We start from the raw sequence: 16,343 nt of genomic DNA, 5'->3' as shown, positions 1-16,343 counted from the left end.
CTACCTCGGGGCCTTGCCGACGGCAACGTCAGCCGCGTATTCGTCGTAAGCCGGGATGTAGCCGTCCGCCGGGCCGGACAGCACGTACAGCTGACTGTGCGGGTCGGGTGCGTAACCCTGCTTGCGCAGTTCCACCTTCCGGCTCTTGAACGTCGAGGTCTGTTCCAGCTCCTGCACCACTCGCACGTACAGCGGGACCGCGTACAGCGGCAGGCGCCCGTAGGCGGTGGCGGCCAGTGCCTTCCCGTCGAACGCGGCGTCGGTGGCGAGGGTGATCGCGGCCATGCCCGCTTTGCCGTCGGTGCCGGGGATGTCGACACCGTAGACGACGGCCTGTTCGATGCTCTCGTGGTGCCCGAGCGCGCCCTCGACCTCCGTGGTCGCCACGTTCTCACCCTTCCAGCGGAAGGTGTCGCCCAGCCGGTCGACGAACGCGATGTGCCAGAAGTGCTGATCGCGGACGAGATCGCCGGTGTCGAACCAGCAGTCGCCCTTCTTGAAGCCGTCGCGCACCAGCTTGGACTCCGACGCCTTCTTGTCGGTGTACCCGTCGAACGGCTGACGATTGTTCACCTTCGCGAGCAGCAGCCCCACCCCGCCGGACCGCACCCGGCGCAGCTTCCCGTCCTTACCCCGCCGGGCGTGGCCGGTCTCGTCGTCGTACTCCACCACCGCGTACGGCAGCGGGCACAGCCCGGCGGTCCGGTCGACGCCGAACGCGTTGACGAACGCCAGCGGCGCCTCGCTGGACCCGTAGAACTCGACCACCCGGCTGATACCGAACCGGCGACGGAACTCGTCCCACAGTTCGGGCCGCAGCCCGTTGCCGACGGCCAGCCGGACCCGGTTGCCCCGCTCGGCGGGCCGCACCGGCTGGTTGATCAGGTACCGGCACAGCTCACCGATGTAGATGAACGCGGTGGCCCGTTCCCGCGCGATCTCGTCCCAGAACCCCGACGCCGAGAACTTGCGGCTGAGCACATAGGCCGATTCGCCCGCGAGCACCGCCGACAGCGCGACCGTGAGTGCGTTGTTGTGATAGAGCGGCAGGCAGCAGTACAGCGCGTCGTCGGCACGCAACCGGACGCCGAGCCCGCCGAGCCCGGACATGCTCTTGGTCCAGCGCTGATGGGTCATCACACTGGCCTTGGGCAGGCCGGTGGTGCCGGAGGTGAAGATCAGGAACGCCCGCTCCCCCGCCCGCACCCGCTCGCACACGGCAGGATCGGAATCGGCCGCGGTGCGGGCGGATTCGGCCAGTTCCTCGGCGGGGAGCACGTTCGCCGCGGGCTCGGGCAGCGATTCCAGCGCCTCGGCGCACTCCTCGCCGACGATGTTGAGCACGCTGCCGAGCAGTCCGATGCTGTGGGCGAGGACCTGATCGCGCTGGTTGTAGTTGAGCAGACCGACCGTGGCGCCGAGTTTGAGCACCGCCAGTACCGTGAACAAGGTCTCGGGCCGGTTGGTCATCAGCACACCGACCACATCGCCGCGCGAAACCCCGCGCGCGGACAGCACCGCGGCGTAACGGTTCACCTCACCGTTGGCGGCGCGATAGGTGTAGGAACGGCCCTCGAAACGCAGGAACACCCGATCGGGTCTGCGGTGCGCGACCCGCTGGAAGTACAGGCCGATGGAGGCTTTGTCCTTGGGCCCCACCAGCATTCCGCGCGCGTTGCGCAGCATGCCGGGGGCATCGAGTGCCATTGCGGGCAGGGCTTTGGCCAAGTCGAACACGCTTACCGTGTCGCGGGCGTCTGTGCTCACGTCGATCTCTCCTACTGGGCTGCCGGTTCGAGCGCGGCGAACGCGGTGGGCAGGTCGGTGGCCACGACGAGGCGCTCACGCGCCTGCCTGGGCACAATTGTGCGTTCGGACAGTTCATCGATCCAGCGGAACAGGCCGTCGTAGAAGCCGTTCGCGTTCAGCAGGACCACGGGTTTGGCGTGCTCGCCGAGGTAGCCGCCGGTCCAGGTCTCGAACAGCTCCTCGAGTGTCCCGATGCCGCCCGGCAGGGTGAGGAACGCGTCGGCGCGCGCTTCCATCAGCTGTTTGCGCTGGCGCATGGTGTCGGTGACGAGCAGTTCGTCGGCGTCGACATCGGCGACTTCCTTGTGCACCAGGTGTTTCGGGATCACGCCGATGGTGTGCGCGCCACCGGCCCTCGCCGCGGTCGCGACCGCGCCCATCATCGACACATGACCACCGCCGGAGACCAATTGCCACCCGCGCCGGGCGATTTCGGTGCCGACTCGCGCGGCGAGGCTGATCAGATCGGGATCGGTGGTGCTGGCGGAGCAGTAGACACAGACGGAATAGCTCACCATTGATCCTCGGTGCCGAGACGTTCGATGTTCGCGTGGTCGCCGGTCTCGCCCTGGATGATCCGCACGACCTCGTCGACGCTGTCGGTGAGCTGGATCAGATCGAGATCCTCGGGCGAGATCTTGCCCGAGCCCGCCAGCGAACTACGCAGCCAGTCGACCAGGCCCGACCAGTAGTCGACCCCGAACAGGATGATCGGGAACCGGGTGATCTTGCGGGTCTGCACCAGGGTGAGCGCCTCGAACAATTCGTCGAGGGTGCCGAAGCCACCGGGCAGGCAGACGAAGGCCTGGGAGTACTTCACGAACATCGTCTTGCGGACGAAGAAGTACCGGAAGTTGATCCCCAGATCCACCCAGTTGTTGAGCCCCTGCTCGAACGGCAGCTCGATGCCGAGCCCGATCGAGTAGCCGCCCGCCTCCGAGCAGCCACGGTTGGCCGCTTCCATCGCGCCGGGCCCGCCACCGGTGATCACCGCGAAACCGGCTTCGCTGAGCGCGGTGCCGATCGCCTTGCCCGCCACGTACTCGGGATGATCGGAACCCGTACGCGCCGAGCCGAACACCGTCACCGCGCGCGGAATCTCCGCGAGCGCACCGAAACCCTCGACGAACTCGGCCTGGATCCGCAGCACCCGCCACGGATCGGTGTGCACCCACTCGCTGTCCTGCCGCGTATCGAGCAGGTTCCGGTCGGCGGTCCGCACGCCGGGCTTGCGCTCCCGGCGGAACATCACCGGCCCACGGAACTTCGGCTTGGCCTTCCCAACCTGTTCATCAGCGGAATCGGTAGACATGAACCCAACCTACTGTGTTGGATTCCGGGCACGGGCGCGCAGTTGCCGGATCGGCCGGGCCACGGCCACCCCGCGCACTCGATCGAGCCGAAGGATTCTCTGTGTCGCTTGCAGTTCCGGCGCGTTCCGGTCGCGTTCTCGCGGTGCTGGTCGCCCTGGCCGGTGCGTTGATCGCCGCGTTCGTCGTCGCGCCGCGCCTGCTGGCGAACGGTACGGGCGCCGGCTTCGGTGACGAGAGCGATCTGCGGCGAGCATTGCGCACGGCCTTCGCCGAGTACTGGCAGGCCGGAACCCGGGACTTCCCCGCCGAGCTGACGACGGTGGTCGACTACTGGTTCCGCTATCACCTCGCCAAAGCGGTGCTCGCGGCGATGCTGCTGGCCGTGCTCGTCGCGCTGGCGGTGCTGCTCTGGCGGGCGTTCCTCGCGGCGGGTGCGGCCGGACGCGGTCAGCGGGTGACGCTCGCGGCATCGGGTGGCGCCGCCGCGGTGCTGGCGCTGTGCTCGCTGGCGCTGGTGCTCGCGAACGCGCAGGGCGCGCTGACGCCCTTCGCCTCGCTGTTTCCCTTACTGCCGGGCGACGAGCCCGCCACGGTCCTCGCCCAGGTCGACCAGCGGTTGGCCGACGGCACCCGGACACCCCCGCTGGATGTGATGATCGAGGAGTTCGCTCGCTATCACGTCGCGATGGCCGCGCTCGCCGCCGTCACCGCCGTTTCGCTCGTCGGGGTGTGCGCCTTCCTGTGGCGTGCCGCCGTCTGGTCCGCCGACCGGCGCTCTCGCCGCGTCCTCGCCGTGTTCGGCACCTTCTCGGCCGTGCTCGCGCTGAGCATGGTCGTCGTCGCCGTCGCGAACACCACCAACGCGTCGGACCCGGTCCCCGGTCTGGCGGCCCTGTTCACCGGCGGTTGGTGAGCGGCTAGGGCTTCGACAGGTAGGTCCGCAGCATCGCGGTGACGGCGGTGATCTGGCTGAGCGGGACGTGCTCGTCACGTTTGTGGGCCAGGTTGGGATCGCCGGGGCCGAAGTTGACGGCGGGGATACCGCGGGCGGCGAAGCGGGACACGTCGGTCCAGCCGTACTTGGCGCGCACGCCGCCCCCGCCGTGCGCGTTGACGGAGTCGATGAGGGTGCGAGCGGCCGGTGCGGTCAGGCCGGGCAGGGCGCCGGGCGAGGAATCGGTGACCTCGAAGGCGACATCGAGTCCGTCGAAGACCTCGCGGACATGCGCGACGGCCTGCTCGACGCTGCGATCGGGGGCGAAACGGAAGTTCACATCCACCTCGGCGACATCGGGCACCACATTGCCCGCGACCCCACCCGAGACCCGCACGGCCGACAGCCCCTCGCGGTACACGCAACCGTCGATATCGACTTCGCGCGCCTCGTAGGCCGACAACCGCGCCAGCACGGGCGCGAGACCATGAATCGCGTTCTCCCCCAGCCACGCTCGCGCCGAATGCGCGCGCACACCCGCGGTGGTCAAGCGCACCCGCAACGTGCCCTGGCAGCCTGCCTCGATCCAACCCGCCGAGGGCTCACCGAGAATCGCCAGATCGCCTTCGAGCCATTCCGGCAATTCCCGCTCGATGTGCCCGAGGCCGTTGAACTCCGCGGCGATCTCCTCGCCGTCGTAGAAGATCAGCGTCAAATCATGGGCCGGATCGGCGATCGTGGCGGCCAGGTGCAGGAATACCGCATCGCCGGACTTCATATCGACTGTGCCACAACCGAACAGCACCGCTTCACCGTCGACTTCGTCGGGTCGGCTCGGCACATTGTCCGCGATCGGCACGGTATCCAGATGACCCGCCAGGATCACCCGCGTCGGCAGCCCGCGCCGCGTGCGCGCCAGCACCACGTTTCCGTGCCGCAGAATCTCGAACCCGGCGGTCTGCTCCCGTAACGCCTGCTCGACCAGATCCGCGATCTTGGCCTCGTCACGCGACACACTCGGCACGTCGACGAGGGCGGCGGTCAACTTGATCGGGTCGGCACGCAAATCGAGAGTCACATCTTCGACAGTAGTACGGGTGCGCCCCGATCCCGGAGATCCGGGCGAAGCAGACCGCGTGGTCGAACGCACAGGGCCCGCGGCACACCGCACCGGCCGCAACGGGCAAAATGGCCTCCGTGAGTATTCAGGGAGCAACTGCAGTCGGTATCGCCAATGTGACCTCGGACGGAACCGTCCTCGATACCTGGTACCCCAGCCCCGCGCTGGGCGAGTTCACCGAGACCGGCTCCCAGCGCCTCGACGCCGCCGACGTGCCCGAGTTCGCCGAACTCCTCGGCGTGGACGCGGCGCGTGGGGTCGAGGTGATCGCGGTGCGCACCACGATCGCGGACCTGTCGGCCGCCCCGGTCGACGCGCATGAGGTCTACCTGCGTCTGCATCTGCTCTCGCACCGCCTCGTGCGACCGCACGGCCTGAACCTCGACGGCCAGTTCGGCCTGCTCAGCAATGTCGTGTGGACCAACCACGGCCCGTGCGCGGTCGACGGCTTCGAGCAGACGCGCCTGAAGCTGCGCGCCCGCGGCCCGGTGACGGTACTCAGCGTCGACAAGTTCCCGCGCCTGGTCGACTACGTGGTCCCCGCCGGTGTACGCATCGGCGACGCCGACCGGGTTCGGCTCGGCGCGCACCTGGCCGCGGGCACCACCGTCATGCACGAGGGCTTCGTCAACTTCAACGCGGGCACCCTCGGCAACTCGATGGTCGAGGGCCGTATCTCGGCGGGCGTCGTGGTCGGCGACGGCTCCGATGTGGGCGGCGGCGCCTCCATCATGGGCACCCTGTCCGGCGGCGGCACCCAGGTCATCTCGGTCGGCGAGCGTTCGCTGCTCGGCGCCAACGCGGGTGTCGGCATCTCCCTCGGCAACGATTGCGTGATCGAGGCCGGCCTCTACGTCACCGCGGGCACCAAGGTCACCGGACCCGACGGCACCGTCGTCAAGGCCGCGAGCCTGTCGGGTCAGGACAATCTGCTGTTCCGTCGCAATTCCACCACCGGCGCCGTCGAGGTCGTGCCGCGTAAGGGCACCGGCGTCGAACTGAACGCCGCATTGCACGCCAACGATTGATCTCCTCGAATTGCCGGGCCGAGCGGCCCGGCAATTCGCGGAACCAGAAACAATTCAGCAAATATTGCGGTTTCATGACGATGAACCCGAATGTGCGACAAGCAATTTCGCACGCTAACCTTCGTTTCGCTGGTCCGATCAGGACGGCGAAAAAGCGGAGGGATTACAAGAATGAAGTTCGGAAAGATCACTACTGCTGTTTTCATGGCAGTCGCTGCGGTGGGGATTACCGCGGCCACTGCTCACGGTGCGCCCGCGGTGGCCACCGAGCAGCCCGCTGTAGTGGCTTCGGGGGGCGTGACTTCTGGCGTGACGCACGGAATCAACTACCAGACCACGGTCTCGCCCGCTGACAAGACCGTCACCTGGGCGGTCGACAGCGGCAAGTTCGAGCTCGCCGCCGACGGCGCCTCGGTGCTGCTGAAGGCCACCGACGGCGCGATCGTCGACCAGGCGCCGCTGCGCTCCGAGGTCGCGGGCCTGCCGATCGCCGTGAACCAGCAGATCAGCGAGGACGGCCGCACCGTCAAGCTGACCTCGACCATGGCGCCCGAGGATTCCGCGAAACTGAGCAACATCGCGGAACTGAAGGACATCAGCTCCTACGACCGGCTCATGGAGCAGGTCAACAAGAACCTGCCCGGCGTCGTCATCGGCGGCGTCATCGGCGCGTTCTTCCCGTTCCTGTGGCTGTTCACCATCCCGGCGGGCATGGTCATCGGCGGCTACGTGATGGGTGGCCAGGAATTCCTGGATGCCGTGATCGCGTTCGCGACCGGTCAGCCCTGATCTGACCTCGCGATAGCGAAAGGCCTCGTACTTCTGCGGAGTACGGGGCCTTTTCGCCGTGATGCGGATCACTGTCACAAACGAGGGCCTCGCCGCATCCCATGGTTGAGCACACAGTTCCCATGGCAGGAGGCACAGATGAACATCGTGGTTATCGGCGCAGGATACGCGGGTACTGTCGCGGCGAACCGGCTGCAGCGCAAGGCCCCCGATGCCCGCATCACCGTGATCAATCCGCGCGGCGTCTTCATCGAGCGGGTGCGATTGCACGAACAGCTCGCGGGCAGCGGGACCGCGGCCCGGCCGCTCACCGAGATGCTCAGGGACCCGATCGCGATCGAGACCGCGAGCGTGGACAAGATCGGCGACGGTGTCGTCACCCTCGACGACAGCCGGAGCCTGGACTTCGATCACGCCGTCCTCGCGGCGGGCAGCATCGCGAACCCGCTACCCGGCGCGATCCCGGTCGGCACATGGGAAGGTGCCGAGCAGGCACGAATCGCGCTCGAGGCGCTGCCGTCCGGCGGGATCGTCACGGTGATCGGGGGTGGGCTGACCGGGATCGAGACCACGGCCGAGGTCGCCGAAGCCCGGCCCGACCTGCGCGTCCGATTGGTGAGCGGGACCGTCGCCGCCGCGCTGTCGGCCGGTGCGCAGCGGCACATCCGCACCACACTGGCCCGGTTGAACGTGGAGATCGTGGCCGACCAGATCGCCGAGATCGACGGGACGACCCTGCGACTCGACTCGGGCACCGAACTGCGTTCCGACCTCACCCTCTGGGCGATCATCTCCGCGGTGCCCGAACTGGCCGCCCGCAGCGGACTCGCGGTGGACGTCGACGGCCGAGCCCTGGTCGACGCTTCCTTGCGCAGCGTCACCGACCCGCGTGTCTTCGTCGTCGGCGACTGCGCCGCCGTCCCCGGTATGCGCATGGCCTGCGCCACCGCGGCTCCCCAGGGCGCACACGCGGCCGATACGCTGGCCAGGATGATCAAAGGACGGGAACCGCAGCCATTTTCGATGGGCTACGGCGGGCAGGGCATGAGCCTGGGCAGGCGCGACGGAGTGCTGCAGACGACCGACCGCCGAGACACCGCCCAGCGGCTCTACGTCAGCGGACCCGTCGCGGCGTTCACCAAGGAACGCATCAGCCGCTATGCCGCCTACGCCTCCCGCACCGGCAACAGCGTGTGGATCAACGGCCCGAAACGGTGATCCGGGCACACGTCGACACCTTCACCGAGAACCGGCGGCTGCTGTTCTCGATCGCCTACGAGATCCTGGGCTCGGTGGTCGACACCGAGGACGTCCTGCACGACAGCTACCTGCGCTGGTGCGAGGTCGACCGCACCCTGGTCGACAATCCGCGCGCCTACCTCGCACAGATCGTCACCCGGCAGGCGCTGGGGGTGCTGCGCTCCACCGCCCGCAGACGCGAGGAGTACATCGGGCCGTGGCTGCCCGAACCCCTGGCCACCGAGGCGGACGGCGGGGTCGAGCACGTGCTGACCGGCGAGGCTGTGACCACCGCGATGCTGCTCGTGCTGGAAACGCTCACGCCGGTGCAGCGGGCGGTGTTCGTGCTGCGCGAGGTGTTCGCGTTCGATTATCCGGAGATCGCGGCGGCGGTGGACAAATCCGAAGCCGCTGTGCGACAGCTGAATCAGCGCGCCCGCAACCGGGTGCACGCCGCACGCCACACCGCCGTCGCCACTCCCGCGCAGGCCCAGTCGGTGGTCGAGAAGTTCTCGATCGCGGCCGCCACCGGCAATGTGCAAGCGCTGATGGACGTACTCGCTCCCGAGGTGGTGTTCCTCGGCGACGGCGGTGGTGTGGTGAACGCGGTGCGCAGGCCGGTACACGGCCAGGACAAGGTGGCCAGGCTGGTCATCGGCTTGCTCGCCAAGGGACAGCGGCTCGGTGTCCTGGGCGCGCACCTCGGCATCTACAACGCGATGCCCACGATCCTGGCGACCGTCGACGGCGTGCTCGACCAGGTGACTTCCATCGAGGTCACCAACGGCCGGGTCACCGCGATCTACTCCATGCGCAACCCCGAAAAGCTCAGTGCTGTGCGGGTTCCGGACTGAGGCCGAAGGCGATCACCCGGTCGGGGTGGATCCGGATGAGCGCGTCGGACTGATCACCGAGGTAGGACTCGACCCCGGTCAGCGCCTCGGCGGTGCCGCGGATCTCGAGGCAGCGCACCCGCCACGGGCGCACCGAGGCGATGTCGTCGACGACGAAGGCCACCTGTGCGTTGTCGGCGAGATTGCGGAACTTCTTGGAGGCGGCCAGGTTCCAGCCCGCGATGTCGATGGTGCCGAGTTCGGCGTTGTAGCGGAAGCCGACCGGATTGTTCTGCGGGGTGCCGTCGCGGCGGACCGTCGCCAGACGCCCGAGCTGCTGGGTCGACAGGTAAGCGAGGTGTTCCGATGTCAGCGTTGCGCTCATGCACCGACGCTAAAACCTCGAGTGCGGTCTAGGTCAAGGGTCGCCGGGGGGAGGGGGCGAGCACACAGCCGCGAGCGGGCCTCACCCCTCGACCTCACAGGGTCCGCGCGCTAGGCTGTCAAATATACGGCACCGTATAACTGGAGGTTCGACATGACACTTCCCCCTGGTCAACGCGCGATCGACGGCTTCCCCCGTTTCGGCACACATCTCCATCACCCACCGCCGCCGATTCCCGCGAACCCGGTGATCGAGATCGGCGGGCCGCTGACGGAACCGCTCACGCTCACCCCGGCGGACCTCGCCGAGCTACCGCGCGTGCAGGTGCGGGCCGACTTCCACTGCGTGGCCGGCTGGTCCGCCACCGACCTGCGCTGGGCGGGCGTCCCGTTCGCCACGCTCTATCGCACGCGCGTCGAACCGCTGCTCGCGCCGGGTAGCTCGATCAGCCATGTCGTCTTCGAAGGGCTCGACGGTTATCGATCGGTCGCGCTACTCGCCGACGCCATGGCCGATGACGTGCTCATCGCCGACCGACTCGACGGACAGCCACTCACCAGCGACCACGGCGCGCCGATCCGGCTGGTGAGTCCTGGCCAGTACGGGTTCGTCAACACGAAACACCTGTGCCGCATCGAATTCCACACCGCGCAGCCCGTCGACCCGGACAAGTGGTCACCGCTCGCGGGGCACCGCAGGGCGCGCGTCTGGGCGGAAGAGCGCCATCGATACCTGCCGGGCAGGGTGGTCCGGCCGATCTATCACGCGTTGATCGGGCCGATCCGCCGGATGAGCGCTCGCGGAAGTGCCGAACGAACTGCGTGAATCCCGGTGCCGGACAGCCTCAGTCGAGCAGCTTCTTCTGCACCTTGCCCATCGCGTTGCGCGGGAGCGCGTCGACGAAGCGAACCTCCCGTGGGCGCTTGTGGGCCGAAAGCTGTTCGCCCACATAGGCGGTGAGCTCGACGCCGAGCGCGTCGGAACTCCCGTCGCGCGCGACGACGAAGGCCACGATCCGCTGCCCGAGGTCGTCGTCGGGCAGCCCGACCACGGCGACCTCGACGACCGCCGGATGCCCGAGCAGCGCGGTCTCGATCTCCCCCGCGCCGATGCGGTAACCACCGGATTTGATGAGGTCGATCGACTCGCGCCCGACGATGCGATGGAACCCGTCGGCATCGATGACGGCCACATCGCCGGTGCGGAACCACCCGTCCTCGGTCCAGTCCCGCGCGGTGGCCTCCGGCCGGTTCAGATACCCGCCGAACAGCATCGGTCCGCGCACCTGCAGGCCGCCGATGCTCGCGCCGTCGTGCGGAACGGGCTCGCCCGCTTCGTCGCGCAGCCTGGTCTGCACCCCGCGCACCGGCGTGCCGACCCAGCCGGGCCTGCGCTCACCGTCGGCCCGGGTGGACAGCGTGATCATGGTTTCGCTCATCCCGTACCGCTCCACCGGCGCCTGCCCGGTGAGCTCGGCCAGCTTCTCGAACACCGGCACCGGCAGCGGCGCGCTGCCCGAGACGAGCAGCCGCGCCCTACTCAGCTCCTTGGCCAGTTCGGGCCGCTCGACCACGCGTGACCACACCGTCGGCACCCCGAAATACAGACTGCCACCCGCGGCCGCGTAGGCCTCCGGCGTCGGCTTACCGGTGTGGATCACCGGACTGCCGACCCGCAGCGGCCCGAGCAGCCCGAGGATCAGCCCGTGCACGTGGAACAGCGGAAGCCCGTGCACCAGTGTGTCTTTCCACGTCCACGCCCACGCCTCGGCCAGCGCGTCGAGCCCGGCGGCGATCGCGCCGCGGCTGAGCATCACGCCCTTGGGCGCACCGGTGGTTCCCGAGGTGTAGAGGATGAAGGCGATCGCGGCCGGATCCGGTTCGGGATAGGTGTGCCACGACCGTGCGTGCAGCCGCACCGGTACCACCGGCAGGTCCGTGCCCTCCGGCGCCGGGCCGAGCCAGGCCTGCGCACCCGAATCGCGCAGGATGTGCTCGCGTTCGGCGGCGCCCGAGTCCGGCGGCACCGGAACCACGGTCACCCCTGCGATCAGGCAGCCGACCACGGCGATCACGGTTCGCAGAGTGGGTTCGGCCAGCACCGCGACCCGGTCGGCGCGAGCGATGCGTTCCGCCACCGATGTTGCCGAACCCAGCAGATCGCTGCGCGAGACGGTGGCATCATCGATGGTGACGGCGTCGGGAATGTCATCCCCGGCGGCGACGGCGGCCGGATTCAGCGAGGCGAGCAGCAGCGGCGGACCATAGGGCATCCGTCAACGCTAACGTGACGCGATTCGGTGGGTGCCGCCGCCGTCGTTGACACTCCGACACCGTGGTGAGACATTAAATGTATAAGTCTCTCACGCTCTCTTCGACGAAAACGGGGTCAACGATGACCATCCTGTCGCGCTCGCGTTCGCAGCGGTCCGAACCGGCGCCCTTCGACATCCGCGACTACGTCAACGGTTCCGCGGCCTTCTACGGCGCGACCGCCAATGTGATCATGCAGCTCAGCCTGGCCCCCGTCGGCTACGGCGTCGCCGAATCGACGGTGCACAGCGGCAGCATCATGAAGCACCCGGTGAAGCGCACCCGAACCACGCTCACCTACCTGTCGGTGGCGCTGATGGGCACCGACGCGGACCGCGAGGCCTTCCGCACCGCCATCAACGGCGCACACCGCCACGTTCACTCCACCGCCGACAGCCCCGTGAAGTACAACGCCTTCGACAAGAACTTGCAGCTGTGGGTGGCCGCGTGCCTGTACTGGGGCTCGGTCGACGTGATGCGTCGCCTCTACGGCCCCGTCGACGACGCCGTCGCCGACACCTTCTACGACTACGCCCACTACCTCGGCACCACCCTCCAGGTGCCCCGCGAGATGTGGCCGGCCGATCGCGCCGCGTTCGATGCCTACTGGTCCGAGCATCTGAAGCTCACCAGCATCGACACCAGGATCAAGGCCTACTTCGACGACCTGCTCGACCTGAAGATGGTGAGCCCGCCCCTGCGCCTGCCCTTCGCCCGCTTCCACCGCTGGTTCACCACCGGCCTACTCCCCCAACACCTCCGAGACGAACTCGGCCTGTCGTGGAGCCCCGCCGACGAGCGCAAACTCAACCGCCTGATGCGCACCACCGGCACGGTGACGGGCCGCCTGCCACGTCCCCTGCGCAACTTCCCCTTCAACGTCGCCCTCGTCGACATGCGCCGCCGCAACCGGCGCGGCAAGCCGCTGATCTGATCGGCATTGCCGCGCGCCTCCCACGCCGACCTGCGGCGTTCGGGTTTCATTCCCCACGATCGCAACGCGTCGCGCGGAATCGGAGGACGTTCGTGAGCATTCGGACAGTGACATGGTGTGCGGCGGCGGTCGCCGTCGGCCTCATGGCGGCCGCGCCCGCCGCCCACGCCGACGAGGACCCGGCGACGGTGCCGCCGCGAACCGCCATGTCGCTGCGGATGCCGGGCGGATTCGCCTGGGGCACCGCCAACGAGCACGAATCGCGGGCGGCGCTGTCGATGTCGAAGCTCTACATCGCCGATTACGCGCTGCGCCACGGCGACGGTTCGCCGCAGGACCGCGCGCTGTCGGAACGGATGATCCGTGACTCCGACGACGGCGCCGCCACCCAACTCGCCGGCAAATATCCGCAAGCGATCGAAGCGACCGCGGGCGAATACGGATTGCGCGGGACGCACGGCACCGCCGACTGGGGCCGGTCGAGCACCAGCACCGCCGACATCACCGACTTCCTGGCCGCCAAGCAGCGCACCGACCCGGGTTCGCCGATCTTCGAGTGGATGGCGGGCGCGAGCAACACCGCCGCCGACGGCACTCCCCAGAACTGGGGCACCGCCCAGCTGCCCGGCGTACACGGCAGCAAGTGGGGATGGTCGGATGTGGGCGCCCCCGAGGTGGCCTCCGCATCCTTCGGGCCCAGCTTCTCGGTCGCCGCGCACACCTACGGCACCCCGGCCGACCAGTCCGCCGATGTGCTCGACGCCCTGCCCGCGCTGATCCTTCGGCTGGCCGGGGCGTACTGACAGCAGTTCATGGTGCGACAGCACCGCCCGCATCAGAACGGGGCTTGCTGCCACCAGTCGTCGCGGGTCTCCTCGAAGGTGTGGCCCGGCCATGACACCTCCACCACCGAGTTCGCGCTGAAGACGTTGCCGCGCTCCCTCGCCGCGAGAGTGAACGGTGCGGCGGGGTCGCGTGGCCGGTAGGCGGCGAGGCTGGTGTGGTGCAGTTCGCGCGTGAGGTCCTCGGTGGTGTGCCGCAGCAGGTAGGCATCGGCGTCGGCGGCGGAGGGGTACTCGGTGTACCACGCGATGAGACCGTCGGTGTCCGTGCAGGTGATCTGCTGGAGCGGCGCCGGGTCGCCCGGCAGCACGACCAGCGACGGAGTCGCCGAACAGTTCGCCTCCCGCCAGCCGCGCCCGGCGGGTCCCGACGGGATCAAGTCGGTGAATCCCGAGGCCACCGACGCGTGCGCACCCCAGGTGGGCGGCGGCGGAACTCGATTCGGGCGCAAGAACTTCCAATAGATCGCACCGACGCCGATCACCCCGACCCCGGCGACCATCGCCAGCACGAGCAGACTCACCGCGAGTACGCGCCACCGCGAGGAAACCGCCCGCTGTGGCCGCGCACGGCCGACCTGCGCCCCGCCGCGATCTACGGCCTGCTGCGGCACGGAGGCAGACGGTGAACTCACCAGAGTCGGGTTCAGCGAATTCGCCGCAGGATCCGCAGACCACACTTTCCGACCGGAAGGGCGAGGCGCTTGCGACGGCCCGAAACTGCCGACACCCGGCGACACGAGATCGGTGTGGACCAGCGCCGCCGTCGCCGCCTGCGCGAATTCCACACAGCTGTCGAATCTTTCGGCAGGTTCCTTCGCCATGACCCGCGCGATGACCGCGTCGATTCCGGGCGGCAGGTCGTCGATCATCGCGGACGCGCGCGGCACCGGCTTGGTGAGGTGGGCGGCGACCACCGCCCCGGGATTGTCCGCGGGAAAGGGGCTTTGGCCGGTGAGCAGCGTGAACAGAGTGCAGCCGAGCGAGTACTGGTCGCAGCGGTGGTCGACCGGGGCGCCCGAGAGTTGTTCGGGCGACGCGTAGGCGAGGGTGGCGAGAAAGGCTCCGGTGCGGGTGAGCTGGCGGGCGTCGCCGCGCAGCCGCGCGATACCGAAATCGGTGAGCAGGACACGGTCGCCGGAGCGGCTGGGGGCCAGCAAGATGTTGGCGGGCTTCACATCTCGGTGCAGCACACCGCGATCATGGGCGTAGTCCAGTGCCTCGGCGGTCTGCGCGATGATCCCGATCGCCCGCGCCGGATCAAGCGGCTCGCCACGGAACACCGAGGCGTCGCGGCCGTCGACGTACTGCATGGAGATCCACATCAGGCCGTCTTCGACGCCACGGTCGAGCACCGAGACGATGCCGGGATGATCGAGATGGGCGGACACGTCCGCCTCCCGCTCGAACCGCCCACGGACCTCGTCGTCGGAATACAGTTCGCGATCGAGCAGTTTCAGCGCCACCTGCCGAGGCAGGCGCGGATGCGCCGCGAGGTACACGGTGCCCATTCCGCCCCGGCCCAGCAGCCGGTCGATCCGGTACCCCGCGAAGACCGTGCCCGCACTGAACTCCACCCCGCGCATTCCGCTGTGCCTCTCGATCTTGTGCAGGACAGCTACCGCCCCTGTGCTCCACACGATATCGGCCGCCGGGGACAGCGCGAACCGCTGGGCGCGATCTACCCAGCGGTTCGTGCGGAGACGGTGTTCAGGACAGGCGTGCGGCCGCTTCGGCGATGCGTTCGTCGGTGGCGGTGAGGGCGATACGCACGTGCTCGGGCGAACGGGGACCGTAGAAATCGCCGGGAGCGGCGAGGATTCCGCGTTCGGCGAGCCAGTCCAGGGTGACGCGGCAGGGCTCGCCGCGGGTAACCCACAGGTACAGACCGGCTTCGGAGAAGTCGATACGGAAACCCGCCTGCGTCAAAGCTTTTCGCAGGATCTCGCGACGGGCGCGGTAACGCTCACGCTGCTCGGCCTCGTGCACGTCGTCGCTGAGCGCGGCGGTCATCGCGGCCTGGATCGGGAACGGCATGATCATGCCGGAGTGCTTGCGCACCTCGAGCAGTTCGGCCACCAGTTCCGGGTCGCCGGCGAGGAAACCGGCACGGTAGCTGGCCAGATTCGAGGTCTTCGACAGGGAATGGATGGCCAGCAGACCGGTGTGGTCACCATCGCAGACGCGCGGGTCGAGGATCGAGACGGCCTCGCCCTCCCAGGTCAGGCCCAGGTAGCACTCGTCGGACGCGACGATCGCGCCGCGCTCGCGCGCGAACGCCACCACCTTGCGCAAGTGCTCGACGGGCAGCACCTTGCCGGTGGGGTTCGAGGGCGAGTTCACGAAGATCAGCGCCGGATTCTGCGGGCCGACCTGAGTGAGACCGTCTGCGCGCCAAGGCTTCGCGCCCGCCAGCAGCGCGCCGACCTCATAGGTCGGATAGGCGATCTCGGGGATCACCACCAGATCGTCGGCGCCGACACCGAGCAGTCGCGGCAGCCCGGCGATGAGCTCTTTCGTGCCGAGCACCGGCAGCACCGCCGCCGGGTCGACGCCGGTGACGCCGAACCGGCGCGCCAACGCGGCGACAGCGGCGGAGCGCAGCTCAGGGGTGCCGTGCGTGGTCGGATAGCCGGGAACGGCCGCCACCGAGCCCAGGGCCGCGCGGATCAGCGGATCGACCGGGTCCACCGGTGTACCCACGGACAGATCGACGAGGCCACCGGGGTGGGTGGCCGCCTTCTGTTTGACCGCCGCGATGGTGTCCCAGGGAAAATCGGGCAGCAGGCCGCTCACCCGGCCCTT

16 protein-coding genes are annotated in these 16,343 nt (G+C 68.7%); 8 read left to right on the top strand and 8 right to left on the bottom strand.

Annotated features, from left to right (window positions below; all coding sequences use genetic code 11):
• The 3 genes from ACFVVI_RS27815 to ACFVVI_RS27805 are packed head-to-tail and all read right to left on the bottom strand — an operon-like array spanning nucleotide 1 to nucleotide 3,121.
• On the bottom strand, nucleotides 1-1,767 hold the full coding sequence (locus ACFVVI_RS27815; RefSeq protein ID WP_387447496.1) for a long-chain-acyl-CoA synthetase: 1,767 nt from the start codon (nucleotides 1,765-1,767) through the stop codon (nucleotides 1-3).
• 11 nt (nucleotides 1,768-1,778) lie between these two features.
• A complete protein-coding gene (locus ACFVVI_RS27810) occupies nucleotides 1,779-2,327 on the bottom strand; it encodes a TIGR00730 family Rossman fold protein (protein WP_378638240.1) in 549 nt (182 codons plus the stop codon).
• A complete protein-coding gene (locus tag ACFVVI_RS27805) occupies nucleotides 2,321-3,121 on the bottom strand; it encodes a TIGR00730 family Rossman fold protein (RefSeq protein ID WP_387447495.1) in 801 nt (266 codons plus the stop codon). The genes ACFVVI_RS27810 and ACFVVI_RS27805 overlap by 7 nt, the downstream gene beginning before the upstream one ends.
• A gap of 101 nt (nucleotides 3,122-3,222) precedes the next feature.
• Here ACFVVI_RS27805 and ACFVVI_RS27800 point away from each other — a divergent pair, with 101 nt between their 5' ends.
• A complete protein-coding gene (locus ACFVVI_RS27800) occupies nucleotides 3,223-4,035 on the top strand; it encodes a hypothetical protein (RefSeq protein ID WP_387447494.1) in 813 nt (270 codons plus the stop codon).
• A gap of 4 nt (nucleotides 4,036-4,039) precedes the next feature.
• Here the strand turns inward: ACFVVI_RS27800 and dapE are convergent, their stop codons facing one another.
• A complete protein-coding gene (gene dapE, locus ACFVVI_RS27795; RefSeq protein WP_378993354.1) occupies nucleotides 4,040-5,134 on the bottom strand; it encodes a succinyl-diaminopimelate desuccinylase in 1,095 nt (364 codons plus the stop codon).
• Between the two features lie 119 nt (nucleotides 5,135-5,253).
• Between dapE and dapD the strand changes: the two genes are divergently transcribed.
• The 4 genes from dapD (at nucleotide 5,254) to sigJ (ending at nucleotide 9,086) form a co-directional block, all read left to right on the top strand.
• Entirely contained in the window at nucleotides 5,254-6,204 is a 951-nt protein-coding gene (gene dapD, locus ACFVVI_RS27790; protein ID WP_378993352.1) for a 2,3,4,5-tetrahydropyridine-2,6-dicarboxylate N-succinyltransferase, read from the top strand.
• Between the two features lie 204 nt (nucleotides 6,205-6,408).
• Nucleotides 6,409-6,993, top strand: a complete 585-nt coding sequence (locus tag ACFVVI_RS27785) for a hypothetical protein (protein WP_378652295.1) — start codon at nucleotides 6,409-6,411, stop codon at nucleotides 6,991-6,993.
• Between the two features lie 138 nt (nucleotides 6,994-7,131).
• Complete coding sequence (locus ACFVVI_RS27780) at nucleotides 7,132-8,211, top strand: NAD(P)/FAD-dependent oxidoreductase (protein ID WP_387447493.1); 1,080 nt, start codon at nucleotides 7,132-7,134, stop codon at nucleotides 8,209-8,211.
• Complete coding sequence (gene sigJ, locus ACFVVI_RS27775) at nucleotides 8,208-9,086, top strand: RNA polymerase sigma factor SigJ (RefSeq protein ID WP_378993349.1); 879 nt, start codon at nucleotides 8,208-8,210, stop codon at nucleotides 9,084-9,086. Before ACFVVI_RS27780 ends, sigJ begins: the two co-directional genes overlap by 4 nt.
• Here the strand turns inward: sigJ and ACFVVI_RS27770 are convergent.
• A complete protein-coding gene (locus ACFVVI_RS27770; protein ID WP_387447492.1) occupies nucleotides 9,061-9,450 on the bottom strand; it encodes a PPOX class F420-dependent oxidoreductase in 390 nt (129 codons plus the stop codon). The two genes, sigJ and ACFVVI_RS27770, sit on opposite strands and share 26 nt — an antisense overlap.
• Nucleotides 9,451-9,603: 153 nt before the next feature.
• Between ACFVVI_RS27770 and ACFVVI_RS27765 the strand changes: the two genes are divergently transcribed.
• Nucleotides 9,604-10,275, top strand: a complete 672-nt coding sequence (locus ACFVVI_RS27765) for a molybdopterin-dependent oxidoreductase (RefSeq protein ID WP_387447491.1) — start codon at nucleotides 9,604-9,606, stop codon at nucleotides 10,273-10,275.
• Between the two features lie 19 nt (nucleotides 10,276-10,294).
• Here ACFVVI_RS27765 and ACFVVI_RS27760 read toward each other — a convergent pair whose 3' ends face one another.
• Nucleotides 10,295-11,722 carry an acyl-CoA synthetase gene (locus ACFVVI_RS27760; RefSeq protein ID WP_387447490.1) on the bottom strand — a complete coding sequence of 476 codons (1,428 nt, stop codon included), beginning with the start codon at nucleotides 11,720-11,722 and terminating at the stop codon, nucleotides 10,295-10,297.
• A gap of 122 nt (nucleotides 11,723-11,844) precedes the next feature.
• On the opposite strand from ACFVVI_RS27760, the gene ACFVVI_RS27755 reads away from it, so the two are divergent.
• Nucleotides 11,845-12,696 (top strand): oxygenase MpaB family protein, encoded by an 852-nt coding sequence (locus ACFVVI_RS27755; RefSeq protein ID WP_387447489.1) that lies wholly within the window; start codon nucleotides 11,845-11,847, stop codon nucleotides 12,694-12,696.
• Between the two features lie 92 nt (nucleotides 12,697-12,788).
• Entirely contained in the window at nucleotides 12,789-13,499 is a 711-nt protein-coding gene (locus ACFVVI_RS27750; RefSeq protein ID WP_378993342.1) for a hypothetical protein, read from the top strand.
• Nucleotides 13,500-13,531: 32 nt separating this feature from the next.
• Here ACFVVI_RS27750 and ACFVVI_RS27745 read toward each other — a convergent pair whose 3' ends face one another.
• Both ACFVVI_RS27745 and dapC read right to left on the bottom strand, forming a co-directional pair.
• Nucleotides 13,532-15,124, bottom strand: a complete 1,593-nt coding sequence (locus ACFVVI_RS27745; protein ID WP_387447488.1) for a serine/threonine-protein kinase — start codon at nucleotides 15,122-15,124, stop codon at nucleotides 13,532-13,534.
• A gap of 124 nt (nucleotides 15,125-15,248) precedes the next feature.
• Nucleotides 15,249-16,334: a succinyldiaminopimelate transaminase gene (gene dapC, locus ACFVVI_RS27740; RefSeq protein ID WP_387447570.1), complete on the bottom strand. Its 1,086-nt coding sequence runs from the start codon at nucleotides 16,332-16,334 to the stop codon at nucleotides 15,249-15,251.
• Between the last annotated feature and the right edge of the window lie 9 nt (nucleotides 16,335-16,343).

Origin of the sequence: Nocardia sp. NPDC058114 (assembly GCF_042884695.1) — a bacterium.
Lineage (GTDB): Bacteria > Actinomycetota > Actinomycetes > Mycobacteriales > Mycobacteriaceae > Nocardia.
This window is presented reverse-complemented; position numbering and strand designations above follow the sequence as displayed.